Source organism: Isoptericola sp. NPDC057559, from assembly GCF_042801555.1.
GTDB lineage: Bacteria > Actinomycetota > Actinomycetes > Actinomycetales > Cellulomonadaceae > Isoptericola.
In genome coordinates, this window is record NZ_JBHVFQ010000034.1 from 19425 (window position 1) to 33404 (window position 13980).

The following is a 13980-nucleotide window of genomic DNA, read 5'->3' on the forward strand; positions in this document are numbered from 1 at the left end:
GTAAGTTACTCCTTACCCTTCGCGCTCGCCACCGTCATCGCCCGTGCGGGTCCTCCAGCACCGCGACGGTCCGCGCGGGCACGGTGACCGTGCCCGTCCGGGCGTCCCACCGTGTCTGCTTCACGACCGGGTCGGCGCCCGACCGCTGCACCGCCGACAGCCGGAAGCCGCGCCCCGCGAGCTCGGACAGGTCGAGCGTCACGGCCTTCGGCGAGGCGTTGAAGACCGTCAGCAGCCCGTCCAGCCGGCGGTCGACGTCGCGGCCCACCGTGTCGTCCACCGCCATGGCGACCACGCCCGGGGTCGCGTCCGGGCCGGAGCCCGGGAACGACACCTTCTGCTCGATCAGCCGGGCGCTGCCCAGCCGGAACAGGTCCGTCGACGAGCGCAGCTCGAGCAGCTCGCGCGACGCCGTCGAGGCCGTCGCGATGTCCGAAGGCGCCGGCTTGAGCGCCGGGTCCGCGAGGAGCGGGGCCATGACCGGCCAGGCGTCGGAGTTGTCCGCCGCCGGCGGCAGGCCGCGGCCGAAGCCGTTGTCCCGCCCCGACCAGTCGATCGCGTTGAACCAGTCGCCCGAGTCGTAGGAGTTGCGGTCCAGCGACTTCGAGCGGAGCAGGTCCGTGCCCGCGTGCCAGAACGACGGGGTCTGGGCCAGGGCCGTCGTCGCCAGCGACACCGTGTTCATCCGCACGCGGTCGCGCATCGACGTCTCCCGCGGCAGCTTCAGCGTCAGCAGGTCGAAGAGCGTCTCGTTGTCGTGCGCGTCGACGTACGTGACCACCTCCTCCGGCGAGTCCGCGTACCCCGCGGGGGCGCCGCGGTAGTCGAGGTCCTCGCCCCGCGTCGTCTCGCCGGCCCCGTCGTCCGACGCCCGGAACGCGAGGTCGCGCAGGTTGCCCGCCAGGCCCAGGCGCACCAGGTCCGTCTGGTGGCCGAGGTCGGCGCGCTCGTCGTCGGAACCGTCGTTGACGCTGCCGCCGTTCCCCGCGCTGGCCTCGCGGCCGTTCGGGTCCGTGAACAGGCCCGTGCCGAAGCCCTGCGCGAACCGCGAGCCGCCGTCGACCGGCGACCCGCCGTGCACCGCGTCCCGCAGCCGGTCGCTGAACGTCCCGATCCCGGTGCCGCCCAGCTGCCCCTGCGTGGCCTGCGTGAACAGGGCGTCGTCAGCGACCTCGCCGAAGTTCCAGCCCTCGCCGTAGAGGTAGACCGCCGAGCCGTCGACGCCGTCCCTGCGCACCGTCAGGGCGTCGAGGGCCCGCCGCACGGCGAGCATGTTCTCCCGCGAGTGGTGGCCCATGAGGTCGAAGCGGAAGCCGTCCACCTTGTAGTCGCGGGCCCACGTGACCACCGAGTCGACCATGAGCTGCTCGGCCATCGCGTGCTCCGTGGCCACGTTCTGGCAGCACGTGCTGGTCTCGACCGCCCCGGTCGTGGGGTTCAGCCGCTGGTAGTAGCCCGGCACGACCCGGTCCAGCACGCTCTTCGCGTCCTGCCCGCTCGCCGCCGTGTGGTTGAACACCTGGTCCAGCACCACCTGCAGGCCCGCGTCGTGCAGCGAGCCCACCATCGTGCGGAACTCGGCCACGCGCGCGCCACCGTCCGCCGCCACGGCGTACGAGCCCTCGGGCACGCTGTAGTGCAGCGGGTCGTAGCCCCAGTTGAAGCCGTCGCCCGCCGCGACCTCGGCGACCGCCGCCTGCTGCTCCTCGCCGTCGGGCGCGAACCCGGACAGGTCGCCCGTGGTCGCCTGGTCCGCGCGGTCCTCGGGGATCGTCGCGATGTCGAACGTGGGCAGCAGGTGCACCGTCGTCATGCCGGCGTCCGCCAGCTCGCGCAGGTGCCGCATGCCGTCCGAGCGCTTCTGCGCGAACGCCAGATACGTGCCGCGCTCCTTCGCCGGCACCGTCTCGTCGGAGATCGAGAAGTCGCGCACGTGCAGCTCGTAGATCGTCTGGTCCACGGCCCGCTCGACCACCGGCTGCGGGGTGGTGCGCCAGACCTTCGGCTGCCACGCCCTGTCGTCGAGGTCCACGACCACCGAGTGCGTCGAGTCGAGCGTGAGGGCGTGCGAGTACGGGTCCGTGACGACGTTCGTCTCGACCTTCCCCGTGCTCGGCACGTACACGCGCACCGCGTACCGGTACCGGGCGCCGCTCCAGGCCAGCCGCTTCGCGGCCTTCTTCCCGTCGAGCGTCCACGAGCCGTCCCGCTCCCGGACCGCGTCGAACCGCTCGGGGTCGGCACCCAGGTCACGGCCGGCGGGCCAGACCAGCACGTCGACGTCCTTCGCCGTCGGCGCCCACAGCGCGAACGACGCCCACCTGCCGCTGGGGTGTGCCTCCACGCCGAACGTACGCTTCGACGCCGCCTTGCTGTACAGGTCGTCGAGGACCCCCGGGACCTGCACGCCGGTGGCGGCCGTGAGCCCGTCGCCCGACTCCCGCGTCACGAGCAGCTGGCCGGTGAGGAGCTTCTCGGCCGCGGCGCGGCCCAGCGGCTCCCCGTCGTCGCCCACCGGCGCGAGCGCCGTATGGCCCGCGAGCGCCGGGAAGTCGCGCGCGACGTCGTCGGGCACGTCCCCGGCCGCCGTCAGGTCGTAGGACGCGGCCCCGTCGGGGAGGTCGCCGCCGTCCGTCCCGCGGACCTGGCCGTCGACGACCGCCAGGCCGCCCTCCGGCGCCGTCCACAGCGTCCAGCCGTCGCCGGACCCGAGGTTCCCGGGCGCGAGCACGAGGCCCTGGCGGACCCAGTGCGCGGCCTGCTGCCCGGCGCCGGGCAGGGGCGGGTTCTCGACGCCGATCTCCAGCACGTGGGTGGCGAGGTCGTAGGAGAACGCCACCGTCTCGCCGTCGCCCACGCTGAAGGAGTAGTTGGCGCCGTCGCGCGCGCCGCCGACGCCGTAGTTCTCGGCCCAGCTGAGACCGTGCGCCACCTTCGCCTCGTACGCGCCCGCGGCCAGCTTGTCCGTGGACCACGTGTACGTGCCGTCGCCGTCCGGGTCCCGCAGCCACGACGCGAGGCAGTCGGGCGCCCACGACGCCGGTTCCCCCGTACCGCTCCGGCAGCCGACCTGGTCCTGGAACGACCCGGCCAGCGTCACGACCGGGCCCTGCGCGGTGGACGAGAAGTCGTGGCTCACCGGGTCCCAGTAGAAGGTGACCTTGCCGCCGTCGTGGGAGTACGCGGCGTTGCCGCCGTCGCGCACCCCCCCGACGCCGTAGTTGACGGCCCAGGACCCGTTCACCGCGACCTTGTACTCGTAGTCGCCGGCGGGCAGGTCGAAGGTGCCGGCCCACACGCCGTCGGGGCGCTTCGTCAGGCGCGCACCCTCGCAGTCCGGGGTCCAGTCGCCGGCGCAGCCCATCTCGCTGTTGTGGCTGCCCGCCACGACGACCGTGTCGACGTCGGGCTCGGGCTCGGCGTCCCCGGCGGTCCCGGAGACGTCCACGCCCACCGACGCGAAGGTCGAGGAGGCGGTGCGGTCGCCGTCGGCGTCCTGCGTCACGGCGCGGTACTCCACCAGCGTGCCCTCGGCCAGGCCCTTCGTGTCGTGGAAGACCCGGGGCGTGGTGTCCTCGGCGGTGCCGAGGGCGTGCCACGCGTCGGTGCCGACGGCGCGCCACGCGAAGGACGTCTCCGCCCACGCGTCGTCGTCGACGTCGGCCGCGACGGCGGCGGTGCCCGTCACGGCCGCGCCCGCCGCGGGGACGGCGACCTCGAGCGTGCCGTCGGAGCCCGCGCCGACCTCGCGGTCCGCGCGCAGCACGACGGCCGACGTCGCGGGCACGCGCAGGGAGATCTCGCCGGCGTCGTCCGCCGTGACGGTCGCATGGTCCCCGCCGAGCGCCCCGTACAGCACCTCGTAGGTGGCGCCCGGCGTGAGGGTGGCGAACGTGGCGTCCTTGGCCTGTGCCGCGTTGTTCACGGCCACCAGGTGCTCGACCTTCTCGTCGCGGTCCACCCGGCTGAAGGCGTAGATCCCCGCGCCGTTCTCCGCGTACCGCTCGACCTGCGCGCCGGTCGCGAGCGCCGGGTGCGCCTCGCGCAGCGCCGCGAGCTCGGCGATGTGCGCGTACAGCGGGGCGTCGGTGGCGTACCGGTCCACGCTGCCCGCCTGCTCGCCCGTGACCAGCGGCTGGTCGGCGTACGCGTCCACCCGGGTGGCGAACAGCGTCTGCCGCGCGTCCTTGTCGCCGCCGGTGCCGGCGAAGCCCTGCTCGTCGCCGTAGTAGACCACCGGCTGGCCGCGCGTGAGGTACATGAGGTCGTGGGCGAGCTCGTCGCGCGCCAGCGGCTCGTCCGTGCCGGCGAGCATGTACCCGACGCGGCCCATGTCGTGGTTGCCGAGGAACGTCGGCAGCGCGGACGCCGACCTCGTCGGCGTCGTGTACCGGTCGTCGCTCGCGTACAGGCTCGCCAGGCCGCGGGCGCTGTTGCCGCTCGCGTAGCTGGTCGCCGCCGCCTGGAAGGAGAAGTCGAGCACGGAGCTCATGTCCGTGTCGCGCACGTACGGCGACGTCTTCGCGGAGTCGGCGTCGTACACCTCGCCGAACATGAAGAAGTCGTCCTTGCCGCGGGAGTGGGCGTAGTCCATGACCTCGGCCGACCACGTCTCCCAGAACTCCGGGTTCACGTGCTTGACCGTGTCGATGCGGAAGCCGTCGATGCCCAGGTCGATCCAGTCGTCGTACACGTCGACGAAGCCCTGCACGACGCGCGGGTCCTCCGTCATGAGGTCGTCCAGGCCGTCGAAGTCGCCGTAGGTCACCGACTCCCCCGTCCACGTCGAGTTGCCGCGGTTGTGGTAGAGCGTCGGGTCGTTGAGCCACGCGGGGACCTTGACGTCCGCGTCCTCGGGGGCGACCACCGGCGTGTAGGGGAACGACGTCGCGGCGTCCAGCTCCGGGAAGTCGTCGCTGCCCGCCACGTCGGCCGGGTCGAACGCCGTCCCGGCGGCGTCGGTGTACGGCGAGGTGGCCTGGTCGACGTAGCCGTACTCGCCCTCGGCGTAGTCGATGACGTCGGCCGTGTGGTTGGTGATGATGTCGAAGTAGACCTTGATGCCCTGGGCGTGGGCCTCGTCGATCAGCGCGCGCAGCTCGTCGTTGGTGCCCAGGTGCGGGTCGATCCGCGTGAAGTCGGTGATCCAGTAGCCGTGGTACCCCGCGCTCGCGTCGGCACCCGCGCCCTGCACGGGCCGGTTGAGGAACGACGGCGTGAGCCAGATCGCGGTGGTGCCCAGGCCCGCGACGTAGTCGAGCCTCTGGCGCAGCCCGGCGATGTCGCCGCCCTGGTAGAAGCCCTTGTCCGTCGGGTCGAAGCCGTGGTCCAGCCGGTCGCCCTCGATGCCGCCTGTGTCGTTGCCGGTGTCGCCGTTGGCGAACCGGTCCGTCATGACGAAGTAGAACCGCTCGTCGGAGCCCGCCTGCCGCACCGGCGGCACCACCAGGTCGGCGTCCGCGGCGTCGTCGTACCCGGCCGCCAGCGTCAGCGGGGTCAGCGCGATGCGGTGGGTCGCGTCGTCGTAGGTGACGCGCACGCGCGCGTCGCCGCCCAGCACCAGCGGGGCGTTCTCGTCCGTGCCCTCGCGGCCGTAGGACTCGTCCCACGCCCCGTCGAGCGCGACCTTGTACTCGTACGTGCCCGCGGGCAGGTCGACGTCGGCGCTGAACGTGCCGTCGCCGGCGGGCGCCAGCGCCGACGCGGCACAGGTCGGGTCCCAGTCCTGGGCGCAGCCCAGCTCGGTCTGCAGGCTCCCGACCAGCGTCGCGGTACGGTCCGCGGCGCCGGCCGCCGGGGCCGTCGACACGGCCAGGCCGGCCAGGCCCGCCGACAGCGCGGGGACGGTCAGTGCGACGGCGGTCAGCGACGCCGCGGTGCGGGTCGCGGGCCGTCTGGAGGCAGGTGCCGGTCCAGCACGATGCATGGGAGGACTCCTTCGTCGTCCGGGCGCGCGAGGCCGCGACCCGACGCGACTGTACCGTTGCTGCAAGGTTGCAGCAACGGTTCGGGGCGTCGGCCCCGGGCGCGCGAAAGAGGCCCGCCCGGTGGTCCGGACGGGCCTCTCTCGCCTGGTCGGCGGGCTGCTCGGCGGCCGATCAGCCGGCCAGGTGCCCCCAGCGCGGGGCGAGCTCGTGCCACGGCCCGACCTCCGCGACCTCGCCGTCGGCGAGGACGACGACCCGGTCGGCGCGCGACAGGGCCGCGCGCTTGGACGTCGCGCCGACCACCGTGGTGCCCCGCTCGCGCAGCGACGCCCACAGCTCGATCTCGGTGGTGGCGTCCAGGGCGCTGGAGACGTCGTCGGCGAGCAGCAGCTCGGCGTCGGTCGCCAGCGCGCGGGCGAGCGCCAGGCGCTGCACCTGCCCGCCGGACAGCCGCACCCCGCGGTGCCCGACCAGCGCGTCCGGGCCGCCGGCCTCCGCGACGTCCTGGCCCAGCCGCGCGGCCGCGACCGGGCCGTCGACGTCCCGCTCGTGGTCCAGGCGGACGTTCTCCGTGAACGTGCCCGACAGCACGCGCGGCACCTGCGCGACGTGCGCCACCTGCCCGGGCCGCAGGAAGGCCTGGGCGTCGGCGACGTCCTGCCCGTTCCAGCGGATGGACCCGGTGTGCTCCATCAGGCCGCTGAGCGCGGACAGCAGGCTCGACTTGCCCGACCCCACCTGCCCGAGCAGCAGCACGAGCTCGCCGCGCCGCACCTCCAGGTCGACGCCGGAGACGCCGATGGTGCCGTCGTCGTGCACGGCCGTGACGCCCTCGAGGTGCAGCCGCTCCAGCGCCTGGCGCGGGCCGGCCGCCGGCAGCGGAGCGTCCCCCGTGAGGAGGTCGACGCCCGCCGGGAGGTCCATGAGGTCGGCGCCCGCGGCGAAGCGGCCCGTGGCGCGCTGCCACGACCGGGTGCCCGGCGCCTCCGTCACGACCGCGCCCGCGACCACGCCGAACCACCCGAACCCGTTCACGGCGTTCGCGACCAGCAGCGCCGTCGCGAGCCCCCACGTGCCGGTGAGCAGGCCCGCCCACGCGGCGACGACACCGAGCTGCACCATGATCATCGGGACGCCGTCCAGCGCCGCCTGCACGCGGTGCTCGAAGATCGCGGCGCGCACGCGGCCGCCGTCCACCTGCCGCAGGTGCGCGTGCACCTCGGGGGTGCGCGCGGCGAGCTTCACCGTGCGCGCGGAGTCGAGCGTCGATACCAGGGCGCGGCCGAAGCGGGCGCGCGCCGCCGACGAGCGGGTGGCCGAACGACCCGCGATGGGGCGGCCGATCGCCGACGCCGCGGCCGACACGACCATGACGGCGAGCAGCACGCCGCCCGCCAGCAGCGACCCGCTGAGCAGCGCGGTGACGCCTGCGATGACGAGGCCGTTGACGAAGTCCACCCAGCGGTCCGCGTACCGCACGAACCGGTCCGCGTCCATCGACCGGGCCACGACCTCGCCGGGCGGGGTGGCGCGCAGCCGCTCCTGGCGCGTCTGGCCGGCCATGACCGCCATCCGCACGCGCAGCAGCACCTCCACCCACCAGCGCGGGTACACGAACAGCGCCCACGCGAGGGCCAGCGGCGCGACGACGAGCAGCACCGCGAAGGACACCATGAGCGCGGTCGGGAAGCCCTCGTCGAGGCCCTCGACCGCCTGCCCCCAGAGGAACCCGGTCAGCGCGCCCTGCGCGGAGACGAGGCTGGCCACGAGGAACAGCAGCGCGCCGACCACGCCCCACGCGGGCCGCACGAACAGCGCGTGCAGCACGCCGCGCGCCAGGCTCGGCCCCTCGCCCGGGTCGGCGAGGTCCGGCGCCGCGCCCCGGCGGCGCTTCCCGCCCACGTCGTGCGCGGTCGACGGCGCCGCCTCGTGCGCGGTCAGCGCCGACGCCACCTCCTCGGCGGCACCGGCGCTCGCGACGGGCGCCTCGGCCGCGTCGCTCGCCAGGAGCAGGTCGCGGTACGGGCCGTCCTCGCGCGCGAGCCGGGCCCGGGGGCCCTGCTGCACGACGCGCCCGTGGTCGAGCGCTGCGAGCAGGTCCGCGCGCTCGATGGTCGTGAGGCGGTGCGCGACGAGCACGCCCGTGCGGCCGGCGAGCAGCCGCTCGGACGCGGCGACGACGCGCGCCTCGGTCAGGGGGTCCATGCGCGCGGTGGCCTCGTCGAGCACGACGACCTGCACGTCGCGCACCAGCAGGCGCGCGAAGGCGACGAGCTGCTCCTCCCCCGCCGACAGCGAGGTGCCGCCCGGCCCGAGCACGGTGTCCAGCCCGTCGGGCAGGCCCGACACCCAGGCGTCCAGGCGCAGCTCGCGCACGGCCGCCTCGACGTCCTCCCGCGGGACGTCGGCGAACAGGGCGATGTTCTCGGCCAGGGTGCCGGCGAGGATCTCGGTGCGCTGCGTCACGACGCCCACCGCGGCGCGCAGCTTCTGCAGGTCCAGGTCGCGGACGTCGACGCCGCCCAGGAGGACCGTGCCGGGCTCCGGCTCGACGGCGCGCGACAGCAGCGACGCGAGCGTCGACTTGCCCGAGCCGGTGCGCCCGACGAGCGCCACGGTCTGCCCCGCCGGGACGCGCAGGTTCACGCCCTGCAGCGCGAACGTGCCCTCGGCGTAGGAGAAGTGCAGGTCGCGCAGCTCGATGCCGACAGGGCCCTCGGGCAGGTCGCGCCCGCCCGTCGGCTCCGGCTCGACGCCGAGCATCTGCTTGATGCGCGTGATCGCGCCGAGGCCCTCCTGGATGTCCGGCAGGTGGTGGATGAGGTTGTCCACCTGGCCCACGAACATGGCGGTCACCAGGAACAGCGTGACGAGGTCCTGGACGGGCAGCTCCCCGCCCGCGGCCAGGGCGGCGCCCGCCACGGCCACGCCCGCGAGCAGCGAGGCCAGGACCAGCCCGGCGCGACGCAGCATCCTGGACTCGACCGTCACGACGGCGGCGAACTTGCGGTGCACGTCCGCCGAGCGCTGCGCCAGGCGGCGGATCGCGAACGGCTGGCCGAGGCTGGTGCGCAGGTCGTCCCGGGCGGCGACCGACTCCTCGAACGCCGCCGCGTGGTCGGTCCAGGCGGCCTCCTCGATCACCTTGCGGCGGGCGATCTCGCCCAGCATCGGCCGCACGAGGAGCCCGGCCAGCGCGCCGAGCACGGGGAACAGCAGCCATGCCGGCCACCACGTGATGCCGGCCACCACGTACATGGGCACGACGCCCACCACGGTGCGGCCCGCGCCCCAGAGCTGGCGGCGCACCAGCGTGCCGACGGCGTGCGTGTCGTCGTCGACGCGGTCGAGCACCTCGCCCACCGCCTGCTCCGTCAGCGTGGCGAGCGGCTGGTGCAGCGCCGCCGTGAGCAGGTCCCCGCGCAGCCGGCCCTCGGCCCGGTCGACGACGCCCGCCCACACGACCTGCCCGGCCGCGTCGAACAGGGCGGCGCCGACCACGCAGGCCGTGAGCAGCAGGAGCAGACCCGTCGTCGGGTCCTGCGCGAGGCGGCCCGCGACGACCGTGCCGAGCGCGGCACCCACCGCCCCGAGCGCGAGCGCGACCAGCGCGACCGCGGCCACGGGACCGCGCAGGCGCCGCCAGTCGAGACGACGGGACGGGTCGTCGGGGGCGGTGGAGGCAGTCGTCTGGTCGTGGTCCGCGCGCGCGGCAGAGGCGTCGATCATGGCCCGAGAAGCCTATGCGGGCCCACCGACGCCCCGCGCCTCTTTATCGCGGGGACGACGCGGGCCCGGTCCCGGCGCCGAGGTGCACCGGACCCGGGCCCGCGTCGGGGGCCGTGGCCGGGTCAGATCAGGCCCAGCGCCCGCACCGCGTCCCGCTCCTCGGCGAGCTCCGCCACGCTGGCGGTCATGCGCTCCCGGGAGAACCCGTCGAGCTCCAGGCCCTCGACGACCTCCCAGGCGCCGCCCGACGACGTCACCGGGAACGACGAGACGAGGCCCTCGGGCACGCCGTACTGGCCCGTCGACCACAGGCCGGCGCTGGTCCAGTCGCCCTCGGGCGTGCCGAGCACCCAGTCGCGCACGTGGTCGATCGCCGCGTTCGCGGCCGACGCGGCCGACGACGCGCCCCGCGCCTCGATGATCGCCGCGCCGCGCTTGGCGACGGTCGGGATGAAGTCGTCCGCGAGCCACAGCCTGTCCTCGTCCGCGTACCGGGCGCCCGGGGTGCCGGCGACGTCGGCGTGGAAGACGTCCGGGTACTGGCTGGCCGAGTGGTTGCCCCAGATGGTGACCCGGCGCACCTGCGAGACCGGCACGTCGGCCCGCCTCGCGAGCTGCGACAGGGCGCGGTTGTGGTCCAGGCGCGTCATCGCCGTGAACCGGTCCTTCGGCACGTCGGGCGCGTTCGACGCCGCGATCAACGCGTTCGTGTTCGCCGGGTTGCCCACGACGAGCACGCGCACGTCGTCCGCCGCGCCCGCGTTGATGGCCTTGCCCTGCGGCCCGAAGATGCCGCCGTTCGCCTCGAGCAGGTCGGCCCGCTCCATGCCCGGGCCGCGCGGGCGCGCGCCCACCAGCAGCGCGATGTTGGTGCCCGCGAAGCCGGCCGTCGGGTCGTCGTGGATGTCGATCCCGTCGAGCAGCGGGAAGGCGCAGTCGTCGAGCTCCATGGCGGTGCCCTCGGCCGCCTTCACCGCCTGCGGGATCTCCAGCAGCCGCAGCCGCACGGGGGTGTCGGGGCCGAGCATCGCGCCCGACGCGATCCGGAAGAGCAGCGCGTACCCGATCTGGCCCGCCGCCCCGGTGACGGTGACGTTCACTGGTGTGGTCATGCCCCTACTCTGACGCAGCCGGGCGCCGGGGTCGACCGCCGTTCCGCACCGTGGCACGGCGGCGCCCGCCGAGAGCGTCCGAGCGGCCTCCGACCGGCGCGCCGACCGCCGTGGCGGAGCGCGACCTGGGACGACGCGCGGTACGGTGCGAGCAGCGCCACCGTCGGCCCGCGCTCAGCAACCGTTCAGACCACGGTGGAAGCATGCCCGCGCTGCCGGCCTGCGAGGCCGGTCACGCACGACCGGCCCTCCGAGCGGGGGCGAACCGAGACGCCCGTCTCCCGAACAGAGAAGGACCCTCATGTCCCAGGACATCGCCGCCGAGGGCGGTACGGCTTCGGTCGACGTCGAGCCCGCGGCCGACAGCATCGAGTACGGCCTGTTCGCGCGGCTCGCCGCCGAGGCCTTCGGCACGTTCGTGCTGGTGCTCGGCATCGTCGGCACCGCCACGTTCAACCTGTTCAACAACGGCCAGATCATCACGGTCGCGCTCGCGGGCGGCATCCTCGTCATGGGCGCCATCGCCGCGGTCGGCGGCGTCTCCGGCGGCCACTTCAACCCGGCGGTGACCCTCGGTGTCACGCTCGCGGGCCGCGCCTCCTGGCGCGACCTCGTGCCGTACTGGGTCGCCCAGCTCGTGGGCGGCACCGCGGCCGCGGCCGTGATGTTCTCGATCATCCCCGACACGCTGCTCCCGTTCGCCCAGGTGTCCACCAAGGCGGAGCTCTTCCAGGGCACGGCGAACGGCTTCGGCTCGCACGCCCCCGCCGGCGCCCTCACCGCGGCCGCCGCGCAGCAGGGCGGCTCGCCCGTCGAGTTCACGATGTGGGCCGCGATCCTCGTCGAGGTGATCGTCACGGCGGTCTTCGTCGGCATCATCCTCGCCGTGACGAGCAAGCGCTCGAAGTCCGCGTTCGCCCCGGTCGTCATCGGCCTGGCCCTCGGCGCGCTGATCATCGTCGCCTGGCCCGTCACCAACGCGTCGCTCAACCCGGCGCGGTCGTTCGCCTCCGCCGTCTTCGGCGGCGGGTGGACCTGGGGCCAGCTGTGGGTGTTCGTCCTCGCCCCGCTCGTGGGCGCGGCGCTCGCCGCCCTGTTCGTGCGCGCCTTCCAGCCGGTGCCCGCCATCGCGCTCACCGAGTTCGAGTACGCGGCCGTGACGGTCGAGGAGCGCACCACGCCGGTCGACGCCGACCGGGTCGCCGCCGAGCACGACGTCGTCGACGACGGCGCCCTGCCCGCGGCCTCCGAGGCCGACGCCGAGGAGCGTGCCACGGACGCCGCGTCCGACGACGAGCCGAAGGGCGAGGCGCCCCGCGCCTGACCCCGGCTCCGGTCGGCACGGTCCGACGGACGACGACGAGGGCCGGCATCCCCGCGGGGGTGCCGGCCCTCGTGGCGTCCGGGGGACGCCGCTCAGCTCAGGCCGGGCGCCGTGAGCGCCAGCACCCCGATGACGACGGCGGCCGCCCAGCACAGGAAGACGTCGAAGCCGCGGCTGCGCACCACCAGGCCCACCGGGCCGGTCCGAGAGGTGGCTCGCCAGGTGCCCGCGACGGCGAGCGTGAGCGCGATGACGCCGGTGCCGAGGCGGGCGCCGACCAGCACGCCGAGCAGCACGGCCAGGACGATCCCGCTCAGCACCGTGACGATCGCGCGCTCCGGGCCGGGCACGGCGCGGGGGGTCTCCTCGTGCTCGGCCTCGACGGAGTGCCAGGTGGGCGCGGGCTTGCGCCCTCCGGGAGGGTCGGGCAGTGCACGGGGATCCACGGCAGACGAGCCTACCGTCGTCGGGAGGGCACCCGTCCCCGGTGCCCGCGCACGGCCCGACCCGAGGGCGAGCGCCACCGGGTTACGGTGAGCAGCGTGCCCGAGCCCACGACCGCCACCCCCTCCCAGCCCGTCTCCCGGCCGCGCACGGTCGTCGTGGTGGGCGCGGGCCTCGCGGGCGCGCAGACGGTCGCGGCGCTGCGCGCGCACGGCTTCGACGGCCGCGTCACGCTGCTCGGCGCGGAGGGGGTGCCGCCGTACGACCGCCCGCCCCTGTCCAAGGAGCTGCTGACGCGCCCCGGTCCCGTGTGGCTGAGCGAGGACCTCGGCGTCGACGTCGAGGCGCTCGCCGACGACGTCCGGCTGGCGGAGCCCGCGCGGGCGCTCGAGCTCGGACCGGACGGCGTGGCCGTCGTGACGTCCCGCGACCGCGTCGAGGCGGACGCCGTGGTCCTCGCGGTCGGGTCCGTGCCGGTGGTGCCGCCCGGCTTCGACGCGTCCGCCCTGCTGCACACGGCGGCCGACGCCGAGGCCCTGCGGTCCGCGCTGCGCCCGGGCCTGCGGCTCGTGATCGTGGGGGCGGGCTGGATCGGGGCCGAGCTCGCGGGCGTGGCCGCCGGGGCGGGCGCCGAGGTCACGGTGCTCGAGGCCGCCGACGCGCCCCTCTCCCGCCAGCTCGGCCGCGAGGTGGGCGCCCGCCTCGCGGGCTGGTACGCCGACGCCGGGGTCCGCCTGCGCACCGGGGCGGCCGTGGCCGCCGTCGACGACACCGGGGTGCGCCTGGCCGACGGCGAGCACGTGCCCGCCGACCTCGTGCTCACCGCCGTCGGGGCGCGCCCCGCCTCGGGGTGGCTCGCGGGCGCCCTGCCGCTGGACCCCCGGGGCGCGCTGGTCGTGGACGCCGACGGCCGCGTCCCGGGCCACCCGCGGGTGTGGGCGGTCGGGGACGTCGCCTCGCGCGCGCACCCCGTCTTCGGCACGGTGCCGGGCGGCCACTGGTCGGCCGCCCTGCACGACCCGGACCCGACCGTCCGCGCCCTGCTCGGCGTCGAGGGCGCCCACGGCGGGGGCCACGCGCCCTACGTCTTCTCCCAGCAGCTCGGCCACGACCTGGCCCTGCTCGGCCTGCCCGCCGCGGACTCCCCGGTCGTGCTGCGCGGCACCCCCGGCGAGGGGCCGTGGGCGGCCCTCTACCTCGACCCCGCCGACGGCGCGGCCACCGACGGCGTCGCGGGCGTCCGCGCCGTCCTGCTCGTCGACTCCCCGCGCGACGTCGGCGGCGTACGCCGCCTCATGAGCCGCGGCGAGCCGCTGCGGCTCGACCTGGCACGCGCCCTCGACCCCGCCCTCCGGCTCAAGGCCGCCGTCGCCGACCCTGCCTGACGCATCGAGCGTGCTGGCTTGATCCTCGAACGGCACGTTCGAGGATCAAGCCAGCACGC

The 13980-nt window shown here is 75.4% G+C and carries 6 protein-coding genes; 2 read left to right on the top strand and 4 right to left on the bottom strand.

Features of this window, described 5'->3' with window-relative positions:
- Positions 1 to 34: 34 nt before the first annotated feature.
- The 3 genes from pulA to ACFU5J_RS20050 all read right to left on the bottom strand — a co-directional run bounded on the left by pulA (position 35) and on the right by ACFU5J_RS20050 (position 10768).
- Entirely contained in the window at positions 35 to 5926 is a 5892-nt protein-coding gene (pulA, locus tag ACFU5J_RS20040; RefSeq protein ID WP_430579892.1) for a pullulanase-type alpha-1,6-glucosidase, read from the bottom strand.
- A 172-nt stretch (positions 5927 to 6098) separates the two neighbouring features.
- Entirely contained in the window at positions 6099 to 9656 is a 3558-nt protein-coding gene (locus ACFU5J_RS20045; protein ID WP_430579893.1) for an ATP-binding cassette domain-containing protein, read from the bottom strand.
- Positions 9657 to 9778: 122 nt separating this feature from the next.
- Positions 9779 to 10768, bottom strand: a complete 990-nt coding sequence (locus ACFU5J_RS20050) for a malate dehydrogenase (RefSeq protein ID WP_430574707.1) — start codon at positions 10766 to 10768, stop codon at positions 9779 to 9781.
- 301 nt (positions 10769 to 11069) lie between these two features.
- Here ACFU5J_RS20050 and ACFU5J_RS20055 point away from each other — a divergent pair, with 301 nt between their 5' ends.
- Positions 11070 to 12092, top strand: a complete 1023-nt coding sequence (locus ACFU5J_RS20055; protein WP_430579894.1) for an MIP/aquaporin family protein — start codon at positions 11070 to 11072, stop codon at positions 12090 to 12092.
- Between the two features lie 92 nt (positions 12093 to 12184).
- Here the strand turns inward: ACFU5J_RS20055 and ACFU5J_RS20060 are convergent, their stop codons facing one another.
- Positions 12185 to 12538, bottom strand: coding sequence for a DUF3017 domain-containing protein (locus tag ACFU5J_RS20060; RefSeq protein ID WP_430574705.1), 354 nt, complete (start codon positions 12536 to 12538; stop codon positions 12185 to 12187).
- A gap of 96 nt (positions 12539 to 12634) precedes the next feature.
- On the opposite strand from ACFU5J_RS20060, the gene ACFU5J_RS20065 reads away from it, so the two are divergent.
- Positions 12635 to 13921, top strand: coding sequence for an NAD(P)/FAD-dependent oxidoreductase (locus ACFU5J_RS20065; protein WP_430579895.1), 1287 nt, complete (start codon positions 12635 to 12637; stop codon positions 13919 to 13921).
- Positions 13922 to 13980: the final 59 nt, after the last annotated feature.